This is a genomic window from Pseudomonas putida (assembly GCF_028682175.1).
Classification (GTDB): domain Bacteria; phylum Pseudomonadota; class Gammaproteobacteria; order Pseudomonadales; family Pseudomonadaceae; genus Aquipseudomonas; species Aquipseudomonas putida_AD.
In genome coordinates this window covers 1-16301 of record NZ_JANHKS010000012.1, presented here as the reverse complement: position 1 = coordinate 16301, position 16301 = coordinate 1, and the positions used below count along the sequence as shown (strand labels likewise).

Below are 16301 nucleotides of genomic sequence, written 5' to 3'. Positions count from 1 at the left end.
GTATCGGTTTCGATACCAGTGCGCTACCAAGTGGCGACGCAGTTTGGCGCAGGTGTGCTGTCAGACTTGGCAGGTGATGAATGCCTGTTTTCTAGAGAGTAACGAGTATGTTGAGTCGTATTGCGAAAGTCGCGATGGTCATCGCGGTGATGTCGGCGATGTCCGGTTGCTGGCCGTTCTGGGGCCCGGGCGGAGGAGGTCACGGTGGTGGCCATGGCGGCGGTGGCGGCGGGCATTATGAAGGTGGCGGCCCGGGTGGTGGTGGCGGACCTGGCGGCGGTGGCCCAGGCCCGCGCTGACGTTCGACTGTTACTCGTCCCGCCCTTCCATCATGGTGCGCTTGAGCATCACGTACACCGCTCCGGCGCCGCCATGCTTGGCCAGGCACGAGGTAAAGCCCAGCACCTGCGGGTGCTGGCGCAGCCAGGTGTTGACGTGGCTCTTGATCATCGGCCGCTTGCCATCCAGGCGCACGGCCTTGCCATGGGTGATCCGCACGCAACGAATCTCCAGCTTCGTCGCCTCGGCGAGAAACTCCCACATGGTTTCCCGCGCCAGCTCCACGCTCATGCCGTGCAGGTCCAGGCTGCCCTCGAAGCTGATCTGCCCCAGCTTGAGCTTGCGCATCTGACCTTCCTGCACCCCGTCGCGGGCCCAGTTGAGCGTGTCTTCGGGACCTACATCGATCACGAACTGGTCGGAAAGGCCGTCCACGGTGATGGTGGCGTCCGAGCGCACGGAAGCTGCCTGCCGAAGTTTGGCCAGATTCTTACGGTCGGTCTTGGGTTTGCCTACATCGGCGTGTTCAGTCTTGATCGGCTTTACGCCGCGAATCTCATTTCTGAACAGGGAAAAATCGTCGTCTTGCATGTCGGTCTCCGCGAAGGACGCCAGTTTAACCAAGTCACGCCGGAAACGGCGCGACTAATCCATGGAAAACGGCTGCGGAACACGTGGGAGGGGTCAGTCGTGTTTCTTCATCAAGTGCGCGGACATGCTCAATTCTCCGGCGCGACGACGGCGCCGGCGGCTGCGGCGCCACATCCAGACACCGATGTAGAGCAGAAACAGACCGATCACAATGGTAACCACTGCGCCCGCCGGGCTGGCGTTGAGTTCGCCGAGCGCGTCAGGGTGTCCGATCAGGCTGGCCACGCCGGCCATTGCCAGCAGTACGCCTGCTGTCGCGAGTAGAGCTGATATGGCCGCGCCAATGCGCATGCGCCAGTTGCTCTGGCCCTTGGGGCGCAGGCGACGGGCATCGAAACCATCGGATATCTTCATCCCGACTTCCTCTATGGGTATCGGCGCTCTGACCAGCCTGGGCCAATGTGGTTCCCGCCTGGTCGGCGCTCGGAAGCAAACACCAGTGATTAACGGATGGGCGGTTATGTGAAGGGGATCACACGCCTGATGAGGTTATTTGTACGCTTTTTCTTCAGGAACTGCCGGAAAATGATGCAAGTCGTTTACGACATCGCGGATCAACGGGTCAGTTCCTGATGAGGCGGGGGCAGTCAGATCAGGTCGGCAGTCATCGCGAGCTTGGCGAAGTTGTCGTTCATGATCGCCATTTCTGCCTGTTGCACGAGCTCTGCCTTGATGACGCCAGTCGGGGTCGGCAGGTCGCGGGTGGCGCAGGCGTCCTGGACCAGCGTGCAACGGAAACCGTATTCCTTGGCCGCACGCACGGTGGTGCTGACGCTTGAGTGGCTCATGAAGCCGCAGACCACCAGATCCAGGCGGCCGAGGCTTTCCAGCAGGCCGTGCAGGGTGGTGCGATCATCGTTGAGCACGGTGCCGTTCAGGGCATTGGGCAGGCGCTTTTCGATGATGATTTCGTCGGCTTGCGGCTGCAGTTCCGGCACGAATTTTCCGCGCTCGCCTTGTGGGTCGAACATGCCGCCGACGGTGCCCAGGTGGCGTACGTGAATGATCGGCGACTTGGCCACACGGGCAGCGGCAACCAGTTGCACGATGTTGTCGATCGCGGCCTGAACCCCGGTCAGGGCCAGTGGACCGCTCAGGTATTCCTTTTGCGCGTCGATGATGATCAGCGTGGCATTGCTCAAGGTGGCCGCCGCGTATTCACGGCCACTGAGTTGAAACATGGTCTTGGGACCGGTGTTTGGAACAGACATCTGGGGCTCCTTCGAGTGGGGCTTTTGCCACATTGTCCACTGGCAGAACGATTCTGTGAATCTCAATGCTCACAGGCGTCGTTTTTTTGCCGGGCTTCAAGCCGTCGAGCAGGTCGCGGTTACTGTCATATTGCCTGCAAAATCATCGAAAGGCTGTGGAAAGTTTCAACAGGCCGACCCGTGTCGGGCTCAGGCATCGTGTCTTGGCCGGATGGCTGATAGAATCGCCCGTCGTTTTTTCAAGGAGTCTTACGTGATCACTTCCCGCCTGCGCACCCTGCGCGATCATATCCGTTGGGCCGTCAGCCGCTTTCACGGGGAAGACCTGTTCTACGGTCACGGCACTGACAACGCCTGGGACGAGGCCCGCCAACTGGTGCTGGGCGCCTTGCACCTGCCTTGGGAAATCTCCGACAACTACCTGGATTGCAACCTGGAAGACGACGAACTGGTCAATGTGCAGCGCCTGATCAAGCGCCGTATCGACGAGCGCGTTCCTACCGCCTACCTGTTGGGCGAGGCCTGGTTCTGCGGGATGTCGTTCATTGTCGATGAGCGTGTGCTGATCCCGCGCTCACCTATCGGCGAGTTGATCGAGAACGGCTTCACGCCCTGGCTTGCCAGCGAGCCTGCGCGAATCCTGGACCTGTGCACCGGTTCCGGTTGCATCGGCATCGCCTGCGCCGACGTGTTCCCCTATGCCGAAGTGGCCTTGGCGGACCTGTCGTTCGAAGCCCTTGAAGTGGCCAACCAGAACATCGAGCGCCATGGCCTGGACGAGCGGGTCTACACCGTTCAGGGCGATGGTTTCGACGGTTTGCCGGGACAGCGTTTCGACCTGATCGTGTCGAACCCGCCTTATGTCGATGCCGAAGATTTCGCCGACATGCCCGATGAGTATCAGCACGAACCAGAGCTGGCGCTGGCCTGTGGCGATGATGGCCTGAACCTGGTGCGGCGCATGCTGGCCCAGGCGGCGGATCACCTGACCGAGAAGGGGCTGCTGATCGTGGAAGTGGGCAACAGCCAGGTGCACGTCGAGGCGCTGTACCCGGAAGTGGACTTCGCCTGGCTGGAGTTCCAGCGCGGCGGGCACGGGGTGTTCATGCTCAGCGCTGAACAGTGCCGTCAGCATCAGGCGATCTTTGCCGCGCGGGTGTAAGCCAATGCGCTACCGCTTGTAGGAGCGCGCTTGCCCGCGATTGCGGTGTGTCTGTGCCAAATGTGCTGACTGACACGCTGCGGTCGCGGGCAAGCGCGCTCCTACGGCTGTTTAGATCAGCGATGCGTCGCAATCCAGATCAACAGCCCCGCCTGGAACACCGCGAAGGTCACCAGGCACGCGATGGTAAAGCGTAACCCGCTGTCGTCGCGCTTGTATTTGCCGACCTTGTCTTCGGCTTTCTTGATCAGCACTTCCTGTTCCTGAATCTTCTGCTCGGCCTGTTGCAGCATATGCGCGGTGTCGAGAATCTCCACGACCTGCACCTTATCGGCGTTCCAGGTGCCGTTCAGGTTGCCGACCTTGACGTCCTTGATCGTTCCCTTGAGGTGCTGGGCATCGGCGTAGGCCACTTCGAAACCCAGCGCCTTGAGGAACTGGTCGCGGCGCAGGCGAGTGTCTTCGTTGAGCGCATCCTTGTTGGCCAGGGCGGTGCCGGCAATCTGGTAGTCAGACCAGCGCTTCTGGGCCCAGATCACGCCCTGGGCGGCCATGAAGCGCCCCAGCCCACGATTGCAGGGCTCGATCTGCAGACCCGATTCCGGCCCGATGCGCACTGTGCGGTTGGCGTGGTCGACCCAGATGTCCAGCTGGTTCTGTTCCTTGCGGGTCTTTTGCCCCGGCAGGTTGTAGCTCATGCGCAGGAGGCTGAAGTCCTTGTTGCTGCGCTCGGCGCGCCCGAATTCGACGAACCGCAGTGGACGGCTGCCGGTGGCACGGTCGGTGGGCAATGGCGCCAGGCGCAGCATCGAAAAGTGTTCGGCGGATACGTTGTCCCACAGCACGGCCACGGCGACTTCACCTTCACTGGCGACGGCCTGGGCGGGCGCTTGATCCTCGATAATTGCTTCTGTCATCACGGCGATCCTGTTCTAGACATTGCTCGGCAAACACAATGCCAGCATCCCGCTATCGGCCAATTTTGCCGAAGCTGAAGGGGGATCGTTGCTGATCGCTCCGCGTGGGGGTGACGCTGATGCCGTGTGTATATCCGTTATGGCTGTGGTCCGGATCTTTGGGTTTCGCCCCTTACGGGCGACCTACTTTCTTCCGGGAAAGTAGGCAAACCATTTGCTCCTGGCTGGGGTCCTCCTTCGTCGGACTTCCCTCGACTCCGGCGCCGTTCCGGGGGCACGCCATGATGGGCCATCCATGGCCCGCACGGCTTTCGCGGCTTCCTGCCGCTCATCCCCCTCCACGACGCCTGCGCTCGGCCTGGCGCCTTTACGTCGCGTTCTGCGGCGCTTGCACCATCGCGCACAAAGATCAAAAGCAAGGGCGACCCTGTCCCGTAGCAGCACGGCTTGCCGGCGGGGGCGTCTTCAAAATCGCCGACGCCGGCAAGCCGTGCTGCTACGGGTCGGTGTTTACATCTGTAGGAGCGCGCTTGCCCGCGAAGGCGTCCTTGAGATCGCCCCCGGCGGCAAGCCGTACAGCTACGTGCAATCAGGCAGCAGGCACCGAATCGATGAATTTCATAATGCGGTCCGACAACTCGCTGGACAGCGGCAGTTGCGGGTCCTTGTAGGACGCCAGTTGGCGTTTCATGTCCATGGGCACGATGCGCAGTACGTGGTTCATGCCGTCGATGATCGCCAGTTGCGAATCGGGCTTGGCCTTGTGCAGCAGCTCGGCATCGCCGACGCCGACCTGCATGTCGTTGCGGCCCTGGAGGATCAGGGTGGGGATTTTCAGTTTGCCGAAGGCCGCCGCCGGATTCTGGCGGAACAGGGAAATCAGGTAAGGCTGCACGCTGGGGCGAAACACCACTTGCAGCGGCTCGGGCACATTGTCGTCGGTCTTGCCGGCCTTGATCTCTTCGATCAGCTCTTCACTGCGCGCCAGCAGGGGAGGCGGCAGCCGGTATTGCAGTTGCTCGCGCACCACCTGGTCCACCGGGCGGCCGGTGCCTGCCACGGAAATCAGGGCGCTTGCGCCGGCACGCTCGGCAGCCAGCGATGCCACCAGCGCGCCCTCGCTGTGCCCCATCAGGATCAGTTGCCCCAGGCGTGGATCGGCCTTGAGTTTCTCGCTCCAGGCCACCGCGTCGTCGACGTATTTCTCGATGGACAGGTCGCGTTCGTCAGGGGTGGCCGGGCGGCTGGCGGCCACGCCGCGCTTGTCGTAGCGCACGCTGGCGATGTTGTGCCGGGCCAGAATCAATGCCAGACGTTTCATGCTGTCGTTGCGTCCGCCGTCCGGATTGTTGCCGTCACGGTCGGTCGGGCCTGATCCGGCGATGATGAGCACCACCGGCACCGGCTTGTCGGATTTGGGCAAAAGAAGGGTGCCGAACAGCTCGCCCGTGCCGGTGTCCAGGCTGATGGGGCGTTGCAGCACGACCGGCGTGCCAGCGTGGGCCAGAGAAGTCAGCAGTGTGAGGGTCAAAGCGATTACTCGCAGCGGCATCAAGCCGCGGATCAGGGACATACCACGTAGCATCGCAGGGCCATCATCAATAAAGTGTGAAATTGGACGCGGTCAATTGAATAAGGTTCGCGCGTGATCTGTACGCAGACCCTGCGTATACTGGCGCCCTCGTGTTTTTGGTCGATTTATCGGAGCCTCCCGCATGTCCGGCAATACCTACGGCAAGCTGTTCTCTGTCACCACCGCCGGCGAAAGCCATGGTCCGGCGCTGGTCGCTATCGTCGACGGCTGCCCGCCGGGTGTCGAACTGTCGCTGGAAGATCTGCAGCGTGACCTGGATCGCCGCAAGCCAGGCACCAGCCGCCATACCACCCAGCGTCAGGAGGCCGATGAGGTCGAAATCCTGTCAGGCGTGTTCGAAGGCAAGACCACCGGTACTTCCATCGGCCTTTTGATCCGCAACACCGACCAGAAGTCCAAGGACTACTCGCAGATCAAGGATCTGTTCCGTCCGGCCCACGCCGACTACACCTACCACCACAAATACGGCATCCGCGACTACCGTGGCGGCGGCCGCAGCTCGGCCCGCGAAACCGCCATGCGCGTGGCCGCCGGTGCCATCGCCAAGAAATACCTGCTCAGCCAGGGCATCACCGTGCGCGGCTACATGAGCCAGTTGGGCCCGATTGAAATTCCGTTCAAGGGCTGGGAGTCGGTGGAGCAGAACGCCTTCTTCAGCCCCGACCCTGACAAGGTGCCGGAACTGGAAGCCTACATGGACCAGCTGCGCCGCGATCAGGACTCGGTGGGCGCCAGGATCACCGTCGTCGCCGAAGGCGTGATGCCGGGCCTGGGCGAGCCGATCTTCGACCGCCTTGATGCCGAACTCGCCCACGCCCTGATGAGCATCAATGCCGTGAAAGGCGTGGAAATCGGCGCAGGTTTCGCCAGCGTTGCCCAGCGCGGCACCGAGCATCGCGACGAGATGACGCCTGAAGGTTTCACCTCAAACAACGCCGGCGGCATCCTGGGTGGCATCTCCTCGGGGCAGCCGATCGTTGCTCATCTGGCGCTCAAGCCAACGTCCAGCATCACCACGCCGGGCCACTCCATCGACGTCGATGGCAATCCGGTCGAGATGATCACCAAGGGCCGCCACGACCCGTGCGTGGGGATTCGGGCCACGCCGATCGCGGAAGCCATGATGGCCATCGTGCTGCTCGACCATCTGCTGCGTCATCGTGGCCAGAACATGGATGTCCGTGTGAATACGCCGGTTCTGGGCCAGCTGTAATGCCCCCGGCCGTTGCCGCTGCCAGGGTCCTGTGACCGTGGCAGCGCTGCCTTACTGGCGCCTGTCCAGTTTCTATCTGTTCTATTTCGCCTTGCTGGGCTCCACGGCGCCTTTCCTGTCGCTGTATTTCAATCACCTGGGTTTTCCCGCGGCACGCATCGGCGAGCTGGTGGCCATTCCCATGCTGATGCGCTGCGTGGCACCGAATATCTGGGGCTGGCTGGGTGACTACACGGGGCGGCGGCTGGCGATCGTGCGGTTCGGCGCCGTTTGCACGCTCGCCTGTTTTTCGCTGATCCTCGTCGACAAATCCTATGCCTGGCTGGCTATGGTGATGGCGCTGCATGCCTTCTTCTGGCATGCGGTCCTGCCGCAATTCGAGGTTATCACCCTCGCTCACCTGCAAGGCCAGACTGCCCGTTACAGCCAGATCCGGCTGTGGGGCTCGATCGGCTTCATTCTGACGGTCGTGGGTCTGGGGCGTTTATTCGAGGTGTTCAGCCTGGATCTCTACCCCCAGGCACTGTTGCTGATCATGGCGGGTATCGTCGCCAGCAGCTGGTGGGTGCCCAATGCCCAGCCTGCGCACTCGAGCGTGCGGGCGGCAGGCGAGGGGTTTGTCCGGCAGTTGTTGAGCCCGGGCGTGCTGGCCTTTTATGTCAGCGTGGCGCTGATGCAACTCAGCCACGGTCCGTACTACACCTTCCTGACCCTGCATCTGGAGCACCTGGGCTATAGCCGGGGAATCATCGGCATGCTGTGGGCCGTGGGCGTCGTCGCCGAAGTGCTGATGTTCCTGTTCATGAGCCGTATCCTGCAAAGCGTCAGTGTTCGTCACGTGCTGGTCGCAAGTTTCGCCCTGGCGTCGTTGCGCTGGTTGCTGCTGGGCAATTTCGCCGATCACCTGTCAATCCTGATCTTCGCCCAATTGCTGCACGCGGCTACCTTTGGCAGTTTTCACGCTGCGGCCATCCATTTTCTGCAACGCAGCTTCGGCCCCCGCCAGCAAGGCCAGGGACAGGCGCTGTACGCGGCGCTTTCCGGCACCGGTGGCGCCGTGGGTGCGCTGTACGCAGGTTACAGCTGGAACGCCCTTGGCCCAGGCTGGACCTTTGCCATTGCGAGCCTTGCGGCGCTGACCGCTGCGATCCTGGCCGCCGCCCGCATGAAAGCCGACTGACTATGAGGAAACCACGCCAATGAGCATTCTGTCCGTCTACTCCGTATCATCGCCTGACCTGCCGAACAAGGTCCTGACCCATCTCGAAGACATCGCCTCGACGCTGGCCGACCACGGCATCCTCTTCGACCGCTGGCAGGCGACCACCAAGGTTGTGGCTGGTGCCAGCCAAGAGGAAGTGATCAATTCCTATCGCCAGTCGGTCGATGAATTGATGACCGGGCGCGGCCTTGAGGCCATCGAAGTCATCAGTGTCAACGCGGGTCTGGGGCAGCAAGCCGAACTGCGCGCCAGCCTTCTCGACGAGCGACTGCACGACACCGATGAAGTGCGGCTTTTCGTGGCGGGCCGTGGGCTGTTGTCCTTGCACATCGGTGATTTCGTCTACACCGTGCAATGCGAAAAGAACGACCGGATCAGCATCCCCGCAGGCACCCGACACTGGTTCGACCTGGGCGAACAGCCGCATCTGGTGGCCATTCGTCTTTTCGCCACCTCACAAGGTGCGGCGGCAAAAATCACCGGTGACGCCATTGCCAGTCAGTTTCCTCGCCTGGACGATTGAAACGCTGACGCGATTGAAATTCCCGTCTCTCCGAATCGCTCGCCCATTGAAAGTTGCGCAGCCCGACGCGCAACTTCTCGAACGTCAAAGTGTTCAATTTCGTACAACTTCGTGCAGGGGTTGATGGAGCAATGTTAGCCATTTTTGCGACTTGGTCGACAAAAATGTAAGCGCGTTTTGGATATTTTGTAAGACATTGCCTGTTTATGAGTCAGGCAAGACTGTTTGTTTTGCACCGTGTGTTTAACCCTTCCAGTCTGTGTAACCCTTGTCCTGTCGAAGCCTGACAGCCCTTGAACGTGCCGTGCCCTTGCAGCCTTTTTGCAGGGCCCGGCGCGTCTGGCCGGCTGCAATCAACTTCAAACTCTAAAAGAGCATTCAGGGACGACAGTTGACGTTTTATACGGAGGGGAAAATGAAAAACGTGGAAACAGGGACATTGAGTCCGTTGATTCAGCAGATGGTCAGCAGCGTTACCGAACAGGATGGCGATGCGGCGATTGCCAACGCGCTCGACTGGCTCAGGGAAGAGTGTCGCTGTGAGCGGGCGATGCTGTATCAATACCGTGAAGGCGCGTTGCTCAGTTGCATCACATCCAATGTCGACCCTTACTGGAAGGACCTCTACGTTCAGGGACGGCTGATGATCGAAGATCCGGTCATCCGTTGCTTCCGGCACACCATGGGGTTTCTGGACTGGATGCAGGCGTTCCAGACCTACCCGCCATCTTCGGCCTATCTGGCAGCGGTGCAGGATTGCCAGTTGTTACCGGCCTTTTCTTACGGCTACAGCAGTGAAAACCGCGCCAACCGGGGCGTGATTACCGTCTGCTCGCTCAATGGCATGGAGCGGCCGCTTACCCACAATGATCGCTATCTGCTCACAAGCCTGGTGCCGATGCTGCACGTCGCCGGCAAAGGCCGGCAACTACTGACAAGGGCGTTGACGCCCAAGGAGCTCGAAATACTCAAATGGGCCAGGGAAGGCAAGACGGCGTGGGAGATCGGCCTGATCAAGGAGGTTTCCGAGGCGACGGTCAAGCATCATTTCAAAAGCATCTACGCCAAGCTCGGTGTCTCGAACCGTGCGCAGGCCGTGGGTGAGGCCCTCTGCCGAGGCATTCTTCGCTGACCCGGCACCCGTCGGCGTCGCGTTGCAGCGTGAAATGAATTGCACGCAAAAAAAACCGCGATGGCTCAGGTAGCGATCGCGGTGTTTCAAAAGGGATGCTTCGGCAGTGCGACAGGCCCGACTCAGCGAGTGTGATAGGTCGGGAGGTCGAAACGGTGCTGGCTTTGCAGCATCGAGATGGCCGGCAGTTCACTCGCCTGAGCGGCCAGGTCGCGACGAATCGCGCTGATGACCCATTCCAGCTGAACCGGTGTGTGCAGTTGGGCGTAAGACACTGAACGGCGAATCTGTTTGCCCTCACCATTACGAAGTGAAAGCAGCACGCCACCATCCGGACGCGGTTGGGTGGTGACTTCAAAATCGGAAAAGACAGAAGCGAATTTCTCTTGGATGAAAGTCATGTCTAGCGGCTCCATTGCTCAGTGATAACAAGCTTGGGAGTACTAGTGCAGTGACTGTGCCATTATTGATAAATGAAAAAACTTTTATAAATCAATGAGTTAAAATTTTGATCAGGACCGGGTTTCGTGCATTTTGCATGAATGGCCATCTGCGCATCCTGCATTTTGCCGCAAAAGGCTGACTGTATACGTGGGCGAGGAGGGGAGATGGAGCGCTGTTGAGAATTATGACCGCGACGTCCCGGAAATATTTCGTGTGGTTTCAGCAATTCTTCAACCGGGTCGATAAACGGCATTTTCTATGGGCACTATGCGAAAGGTTCATGGCGAGACAACTCTTGAGCTGTCATCGTTGTCGACATCAGCGCAGGCAGTGCATTTCTGAACCTGCCAGACGAATCGACCGAACACACGCGCATGCAAGCAGCGCTACAGGAGTAGAGCAATGTCCGATACCCCCAATGCCCCAGCTTCCGCCACCCGCATGACCGATGACGAGGCGCTGGAATTTGCCGAGCAGGTATTTGACCGCGCCCGGGCAGGCGACGCCGTGATGCTCGACCGCCTTCTGGAGAACGGATTGACCCCCAATCTGCGCAACCACAAGGGCGATACGTTGTTGATGCTCGCCAGCTATCACGGCCATCAGGATGCCGTGAAAGTGTTGCTCAAACACCACGCCGACCCGGAAATCCGCAATGACAACGGCCAAAGCCCCATTGCCGGTGCGGCTTTCAAGGGCGATCTTGCGGTGGTGCAGCTCCTGGTGGAGGGCGGTGCGGATGTAGAAGGTGCATCCGCCGACGGGCGTACGGCGCTGATGATGGCAGCCATGTTCAACCGCACGGCCATCGTCGACTACCTCATTTCCAAAGGCGCCAACCCCCACATCACCGACGCCAAGGGCGTCACGCCACTGATGGCTGCCCAGACCATGGGCGCCACCGAGACTGCCGAGCAACTGACTCGCCTGGGGCGCTGATCCGCAGCGGTTCAATTTGCAACAGATGCGCGGGTCAATTTGATAGAGGTGCGGGGGATTTGCAGCTATCCTTCGCGCCTGTTTTTTCAGCTCGGAATTGCCCCGCCATGAAAGCCTCACTCATCGAATTCATCAGCAAGATCAGCTCCGGCTGCATGAGCGACGAGGAAATCGAAAAGATTGCCGACGAAGCCGCCCAGGCCTACGCCGATCCCGACGCCTTTCTGGCCGCCAACCCCGACATCAACTACGACGATACCTTCCCCATCCCGCTGGGTGAATGGATCGTGATCGGCAGCCTGCCGGAAACCGTGATGTTCCAGGCTGACAACTTCATGGACCTGTTCGCTGAAATCACGGCCTCATTCGGCCCGGGCGTCGCGTTCAACATCAAGCCCAAACAGTTGGCGAAGACCGAGCCGCTGACCGCCATGAACCGCATCCAGATCCAGATGGGCAGCATGAACAAGGAAATGGGCGGCTATGTGGTGATGAACATCAGCGAGCCTCTGGACGACGAACTGCAGACCGTACTGGTCTACGGCAATGACCAGGCGCGGGTCATGGAACTGGGCGTCGAACTGGGCATTCTGATCGAGCCGACCCTTGAGGCGCTCAAGGCGCAGGAGTGAAGGCTTCGAGGGCGTTTTGAAATATCTGCCGACGAACGGAACCGTCGCCAAGTGCCACTACTCCTAATAGGGGCAAGCCCTCAATAAGGAGCGACACCATGGGTTCCACCTTTAATGGTCTGATTGGCCTGATCATTCTGGCTCTCGACATCTGGGCCATCATCAACGTATTGAAGAGCGGCGCCGAAACCGGCATGAAAATCCTCTGGGTGCTGCTCATCGCGCTCCTGCCGGTACTGGGCCTCATCATCTGGGCCATCGCCGGTCCTCGCGGCAACGTGCGGATCTAGCCTGCTGCCAATTTCCCTGGAACACCGACGCCCGATTGGCTTGCCAGCAATCGGGCGTTTTCATGGGGTTTTCCTACACGTAATGTTACGTTTACGTAACTTAAATGTAAAAATGTCATATCCGCATAACATGGACTTGTGATGGGTTCCTGTTACGTATACATTCCATTGACCTTTAATTGTTATACAGGCATAACAAATGGATGCCTTGCTCATCGTTGAGCGTCTGGGACGTCAGATCGCGGATATGCGCAGAGCTCGAGGCCTCACCCTGGTTCAGTTGGCCGCACAGTCGGGGCTGACTCGCCAGAAACTGGCAGAGATCGAGAAGGGCAGTCCCACCGTATCCATGAGTGCCTACGCCAAGGCGCTCGCCGCCCTGGATGCGGAAATCAAGACAGTGCCCGCCCGGCGCCCGTCCTTCGAGGAACTGCGTGAGGTGTTTCGATGAAACCACTGGATCGCGTGCGCATCCACACGCCGGAGGGGGAGAGCGGCGAACTGTCTCTGGCCGACTCCGGCGACTACCTGTTCCGGTATGGACTGGACGCCAGGCCCGGCTCGCAGATCAGCCTGACGATGGCTGTGCGTGATGCTGCTTTCACGTCGCGAACGCTGCATCCGGTCTTCCAGATGAACCTGCCCGAAGGCTATGTCCTCGAGCAACTGCGCAACCGACTGGCCAAGACCACGCCGATCAACCCCATGTTGCTCATGGCATTGACGGGCAGTGGCTCGCCGGTGGGGCGGCTAGCCGTTCAGTCGCCAGCGATAGATCAACTCCTGGGTGAGTGCCGTCAGGCCAAGGGCCGAAGCCTGGGGCAGATCCTCAGTTGGGATGGCGCTCACGATCTTTTTGCCGAGTTGGTGGACAGCTACATCCTGCGCACCGGGATTTCCGGCGTCCAGCCGAAGGTCCTGGTGCCAGAGCAGGATGAGGGGCCGGATCCGAAAGCGACCTTGCTGATGCCGGAACTGATAGTGAAGTCGGGCAGGGCGGATTTTCCGGGATTGGCCATCAACGAATTTGTCTGCATGGACGCTGCACGCAGAGCGGGCATGCCGGTGCCGGAGTTCTACCTTTCGGACAACCGCCAACTGTTTGTCATGCGCCGTTTTGACCGCGAACACGACCAGCGCCCCATCGGATTCGAGGACATGGCGGTATTGATGGGGCTGGGAACAGAGCAGAAGTACGATTCGAGCTACGAAAACATATCCCGGGCGATTGGCCTGTTCTGTGCCCCGGAACATGTGGCGTCATCCCGGGAGCAGCTCTTCGACATCGTCGCCTTGAGCTGCATGGTCGGCAATGGCGACGCCCATCTGAAGAACTTCGGACTGCTGTATCGCGACCCCCAGGGTGCAGATGCCCATCTGGCGCCCGCGTACGATATCGTCAACACGACGGCCTATATCGAAGAAGACAGCCTGGCGTTGCGTCTGGCGGGGTCGAAGAGTCTCTATGCCTCGCGGTTGGGGATCCTTGACCTGGCATCCACGTGCAATATCTCCAAACCCCGGCCACGCATCAGACGGCTGATTACGGCAGTGGAGGAGTCTCTGGAACACAATGCTGCACTGGCTGAGCATGCCCCCAAGGTCTTTGCGGCAATCGGATATGCGTTGAAACTCTTCGATGACTCTTTCGAATGAGTTGTTTGTAAGAAAATATTAGAACACTGTCCAAACAACGGAATTTTCACTGCTTCTTCGTGAAAATCCGCAGCGCCTTGCCTGTGCCCAGTCCCACCGGCGGGAGAAATCGGCCGAGCGTTGATGAAGAATGCAGCGCATCGGTGATAAAGCGCAGGCGTTCACGTAGTATTTGCCCCCCGCGACCGGACCTGCATTGCAGCTGCGGACGCGTAGGCTTTCTGAACCTAAACCTGAATCCAACGGATCCCAAGACACATGGCCAAAACGGACGCCCCGGCGCGCGCGCCGCAACCTACCGTCAAATCGCACCTGGCTTACACGCTGTTGAGCGGCCTGGCGCTGATGGTCCTGTACACCCTGCTGCGCGTGGCGCTGCTGGTCTACAACCGTGAAGGGATCGGCGCCACGCCGGCCTCGACGTTCATCGAGGCTTTCGGCAACGGGCTGCGTTTCGACCTGCGCCTGGTGGTCTATATCCTCATTCCGCTGCTGCTGGCGCTGTTCAGTGCACGGTTGATGGCTGCGCGAGGTTTCTTCCGTTTCTGGCTGACGCTGGTGGCGAGCCTCACCACGTTCTTCGGCCTCATGGAGATGGACTTCTACCGTGAGTTCCACCAGCGCCTGAACGGCCTGGTGTTCCAGTACGTCAAGGAAGATCCGAAAACCGTTCTGAGCATGATCTGGTATGGCTACCCGGTGGTGCGCTACCTGTTGGCGTGGGCGCTGCTGACCTGGCTGCTGAGCCTGGTGTTCAAAGGTATCGACCGCCTGACCCGGCCGCGTGGCGGCTTCAACATCGGCAGTTCCAGCAACCGCATCGTGGCGCCGTGGTACACCCGCGTCGGCGTGTTCGTGCTGTGCCTGGTGGTGGCGGTGATCGCTGCGCGCGGCACCTTGCGTCAAGGCCCGCCGCTGCGTTGGGGTGATGCGTACACCACCGAATCGAACTTCGCCAACACCCTGGGCCTGAACGGTACGCTGACACTGATCGCCGCCGCCAAGAGCCGGATGTCCGAAGATCGCGACAACATCTGGAAAGCCACCCTGCCAGTTGCTGAGGCGCAGCAAACCGTGCGCGACATGCTGCTGACGGCCAACGAGAAACTGGTCGATCCAGGCACCGCCGCCGTGCGCCGCGAGTTCACACCGCCTGCCAGCAACACGCTGCCGATCAAGAACGTCGTGGTGATCCTGATGGAAAGCTTCGCCGGTCACTCGGTGGGCGCGCTGGGCGACGAATCGAATATCACCCCGTACTTCGACAAGCTGTCCGAGGAAGGCCTGCTGTTCGACCACTTCTTCTCCAACGGCACCCACACCCACCAGGGCATGTTCGCCACCATGGCGTGCTTCCCGAACCTGCCGGGCTTCGAATACCTCATGCAGACGCCTGAAGGCAGCCACAAGTTGTCCGGCCTGCCGCAACTGCTGAGCGCGCGCAAATACGACGACGTGTACGTCTACAACGGCGACTTCGCCTGGGACAACCAGTCCGGGTTCTTCAGCAACCAGGGCATGACCAACTTCATCGGCCGCAACGACTTCGTCAATCCGGTGTTCTCCGACCCGACCTGGGGCGTGTCCGACCAGGACATGTTCGACCGTGGCGCCGAAGAGCTGAAAGCCCGCGAGGCCAAGGGCAAGCCGTTCTACGCCTTGCTGCAAACCCTGTCGAACCACACCCCGTACGCCCTGCCAGCGAACCTGCCGGTGGAACGCGTCACCGGCCACGGCACGCTGGATGAGCACCTGACGGCCATGCGTTATTCCGACTGGGCCCTTGGGCAGTTCTTCGAGAAAGCCAAGAAAGAGCCTTACTACAAAGACACCTTGTTCGTTGTAGTCGGTGACCATGGTTTCGGGAACAACGAGCAGATCACTGAAATGGACCTGGGCCGTTTCAACGTGCCGATGCTGATGATCGCACCGGGCCTGCAGGACAAGTTCGGCAAGCGCAGCAGCATCGTCGGCACGCAGATCGACATCGTGCCGACCATCATGGGCCGTCTGGGTGGCGACACCGTGCACCAGTGCTGGGGCCGCGATCTGCTGAACCTGCCGGCGGGCGACCTGGGCTTTGGCGTGATCAAGCCGTCGGGTAGCGAGCAGACGGTGGCGATCGTCACTGGCAACCGTATCCTGATCGAGCCCAAGGAAATGGAGCCGAAGATCTACAGCTACGAGCTGGGCACCAAGCCTCATGCTGAACTCGTGCCGGACGCACCTGACGTCGCCGAGCTGCGCAAGAAGCTCGACAGCTTCCTGCAAACCGCGACCAAGAGCCTGCTGGACAACACCGCTGGCGTGAAAGACGCCAAGCCGTGATGGCGAGTCGTTGATAAAAAAAGGGGCCTTCGGGCCTCTTTTTTATTGGGCGCTCGTCAGCATTCCAATCGCCCCGGCACCCCGTAGCAGCACGGCTTGCCGGCGGGA

General features: G+C 60.3%; 18 protein-coding genes. 12 read left to right on the top strand and 6 right to left on the bottom strand.

The features are described from left to right. Positions 1–107 precede the first annotated feature (107 nt). The gene (locus NPS29_RS10810) at positions 108–299 is read left to right on the top strand and encodes a hypothetical protein (RefSeq protein WP_274132518.1); all 192 of its coding nucleotides are present in this window, start codon (positions 108–110) and stop codon (positions 297–299) included. A gap of 10 nt (positions 300–309) precedes the next feature. Here NPS29_RS10810 and NPS29_RS10805 read toward each other — a convergent pair whose 3' ends face one another. From NPS29_RS10805 to NPS29_RS10795, 3 genes are all read right to left on the bottom strand, one after another. After that, positions 310–870: a Smr/MutS family protein gene (locus NPS29_RS10805; protein ID WP_274132517.1), complete on the bottom strand. Its 561-nt coding sequence runs from the start codon at positions 868–870 to the stop codon at positions 310–312. 93 nt (positions 871–963) lie between these two features. Continuing rightward, the gene (locus tag NPS29_RS10800) at positions 964–1284 is read right to left on the bottom strand and encodes a hypothetical protein (RefSeq protein WP_274132516.1); all 321 of its coding nucleotides are present in this window, start codon (positions 1282–1284) and stop codon (positions 964–966) included. Positions 1285–1517: 233 nt separating this feature from the next. Then, positions 1518–2141, bottom strand: coding sequence for a cysteine hydrolase family protein (locus tag NPS29_RS10795; RefSeq protein WP_274132515.1), 624 nt, complete (start codon positions 2139–2141; stop codon positions 1518–1520). Between the two features lie 253 nt (positions 2142–2394). Here NPS29_RS10795 and prmB point away from each other — a divergent pair, with 253 nt between their 5' ends. Further along, complete coding sequence (prmB, locus tag NPS29_RS10790) at positions 2395–3303, top strand: 50S ribosomal protein L3 N(5)-glutamine methyltransferase (protein ID WP_274132514.1); 909 nt, start codon at positions 2395–2397, stop codon at positions 3301–3303. Between the two features lie 116 nt (positions 3304–3419). Here the strand turns inward: prmB and NPS29_RS10785 are convergent, their stop codons facing one another. Both NPS29_RS10785 and NPS29_RS10780 read right to left on the bottom strand, forming a co-directional pair. Next, positions 3420–4220, bottom strand: coding sequence for a hypothetical protein (locus tag NPS29_RS10785; RefSeq protein WP_274132513.1), 801 nt, complete (start codon positions 4218–4220; stop codon positions 3420–3422). 589 nt (positions 4221–4809) lie between these two features. Further along, positions 4810–5805 (bottom strand): alpha/beta hydrolase, encoded by a 996-nt coding sequence (locus NPS29_RS10780; RefSeq protein ID WP_274132512.1) that lies wholly within the window; start codon positions 5803–5805, stop codon positions 4810–4812. A gap of 130 nt (positions 5806–5935) precedes the next feature. Here NPS29_RS10780 and aroC point away from each other — a divergent pair, with 130 nt between their 5' ends. From aroC to NPS29_RS10760, 4 genes are all read left to right on the top strand, one after another. Continuing rightward, the gene (gene aroC / locus NPS29_RS10775) at positions 5936–7027 is read left to right on the top strand and encodes a chorismate synthase (protein ID WP_274132511.1); all 1092 of its coding nucleotides are present in this window, start codon (positions 5936–5938) and stop codon (positions 7025–7027) included. A 37-nt stretch (positions 7028–7064) separates the two neighbouring features. Further along, positions 7065–8207, top strand: coding sequence for an MFS transporter (locus tag NPS29_RS10770; RefSeq protein ID WP_274132510.1), 1143 nt, complete (start codon positions 7065–7067; stop codon positions 8205–8207). A gap of 19 nt (positions 8208–8226) precedes the next feature. After that, entirely contained in the window at positions 8227–8772 is a 546-nt protein-coding gene (locus tag NPS29_RS10765; protein WP_274132509.1) for a 1,2-dihydroxy-3-keto-5-methylthiopentene dioxygenase, read from the top strand. 415 nt (positions 8773–9187) lie between these two features. Then, entirely contained in the window at positions 9188–9904 is a 717-nt protein-coding gene (locus NPS29_RS10760) for a helix-turn-helix transcriptional regulator (protein ID WP_274132508.1), read from the top strand. Between the two features lie 122 nt (positions 9905–10026). On the opposite strand, the gene NPS29_RS10755 is transcribed toward NPS29_RS10760, so the two are convergent. Then, positions 10027–10305, bottom strand: coding sequence for a DUF3509 domain-containing protein (locus tag NPS29_RS10755; RefSeq protein WP_274132507.1), 279 nt, complete (start codon positions 10303–10305; stop codon positions 10027–10029). A gap of 445 nt (positions 10306–10750) precedes the next feature. Here NPS29_RS10755 and NPS29_RS10750 point away from each other — a divergent pair, with 445 nt between their 5' ends. The 6 genes from NPS29_RS10750 (at position 10751) to NPS29_RS10725 (ending at position 16193) form a co-directional block, all read left to right on the top strand. Beyond that, a complete protein-coding gene (locus NPS29_RS10750; protein ID WP_274132506.1) occupies positions 10751–11287 on the top strand; it encodes an ankyrin repeat domain-containing protein in 537 nt (178 codons plus the stop codon). A 107-nt stretch (positions 11288–11394) separates the two neighbouring features. Then, positions 11395–11919 (top strand): hypothetical protein, encoded by a 525-nt coding sequence (locus NPS29_RS10745; protein ID WP_274132505.1) that lies wholly within the window; start codon positions 11395–11397, stop codon positions 11917–11919. A 98-nt stretch (positions 11920–12017) separates the two neighbouring features. Beyond that, entirely contained in the window at positions 12018–12209 is a 192-nt protein-coding gene (locus tag NPS29_RS10740) for a PLDc N-terminal domain-containing protein (RefSeq protein ID WP_166594949.1), read from the top strand. Between the two features lie 199 nt (positions 12210–12408). Next, on the top strand, positions 12409–12660 hold the full coding sequence (locus NPS29_RS10735) for a helix-turn-helix domain-containing protein (protein ID WP_274132503.1): 252 nt from the start codon (positions 12409–12411) through the stop codon (positions 12658–12660). After that, entirely contained in the window at positions 12657–13865 is a 1209-nt protein-coding gene (locus NPS29_RS10730; protein WP_274132501.1) for a type II toxin-antitoxin system HipA family toxin, read from the top strand. Before NPS29_RS10735 ends, NPS29_RS10730 begins: the two co-directional genes overlap by 4 nt. A 258-nt stretch (positions 13866–14123) precedes the next feature. After that, positions 14124–16193, top strand: coding sequence for an LTA synthase family protein (locus NPS29_RS10725; RefSeq protein WP_274132499.1), 2070 nt, complete (start codon positions 14124–14126; stop codon positions 16191–16193). Positions 16194–16301: the final 108 nt, after the last annotated feature.

Bases quoted from the DNA above. Each gene is read 5' to 3' on its own strand.
- NPS29_RS10810 (WP_274132518.1), top strand. From the start codon at position 108: ATGTTGAGTCGTATTGCGAAAGTCGCGATGGTCATCGCGGTGATGTCG.
- NPS29_RS10805 (WP_274132517.1), bottom strand. From the start codon at position 870: ATGCAAGACGACGATTTTTCCCTGTTCAGAAATGAGATTCGCGGCGTA.
- NPS29_RS10800 (WP_274132516.1), bottom strand. From the start codon at position 1,284: ATGAAGATATCCGATGGTTTCGATGCCCGTCGCCTGCGCCCCAAGGGC.
- NPS29_RS10795 (WP_274132515.1), bottom strand. From the start codon at position 2,141: ATGTCTGTTCCAAACACCGGTCCCAAGACCATGTTTCAACTCAGTGGC.
- NPS29_RS10785 (WP_274132513.1), bottom strand. From the start codon at position 4,220: ATGACAGAAGCAATTATCGAGGATCAAGCGCCCGCCCAGGCCGTCGCC.
- NPS29_RS10780 (WP_274132512.1), bottom strand. From the start codon at position 5,805: ATGCTACGTGGTATGTCCCTGATCCGCGGCTTGATGCCGCTGCGAGTA.
- aroC (WP_274132511.1), top strand. From the start codon at position 5,936: ATGTCCGGCAATACCTACGGCAAGCTGTTCTCTGTCACCACCGCCGGC.
- NPS29_RS10765 (WP_274132509.1), top strand. From the start codon at position 8,227: ATGAGCATTCTGTCCGTCTACTCCGTATCATCGCCTGACCTGCCGAAC.
- NPS29_RS10760 (WP_274132508.1), top strand. From the start codon at position 9,188: ATGAAAAACGTGGAAACAGGGACATTGAGTCCGTTGATTCAGCAGATG.
- NPS29_RS10755 (WP_274132507.1), bottom strand. From the start codon at position 10,305: ATGACTTTCATCCAAGAGAAATTCGCTTCTGTCTTTTCCGATTTTGAA.
- NPS29_RS10750 (WP_274132506.1), top strand. From the start codon at position 10,751: ATGTCCGATACCCCCAATGCCCCAGCTTCCGCCACCCGCATGACCGAT.
- NPS29_RS10745 (WP_274132505.1), top strand. From the start codon at position 11,395: ATGAAAGCCTCACTCATCGAATTCATCAGCAAGATCAGCTCCGGCTGC.
- NPS29_RS10740 (WP_166594949.1), top strand. From the start codon at position 12,018: ATGGGTTCCACCTTTAATGGTCTGATTGGCCTGATCATTCTGGCTCTC.
- NPS29_RS10735 (WP_274132503.1), top strand. From the start codon at position 12,409: ATGGATGCCTTGCTCATCGTTGAGCGTCTGGGACGTCAGATCGCGGAT.
- NPS29_RS10730 (WP_274132501.1), top strand. From the start codon at position 12,657: ATGAAACCACTGGATCGCGTGCGCATCCACACGCCGGAGGGGGAGAGC.
- NPS29_RS10725 (WP_274132499.1), top strand. From the start codon at position 14,124: ATGGCCAAAACGGACGCCCCGGCGCGCGCGCCGCAACCTACCGTCAAA.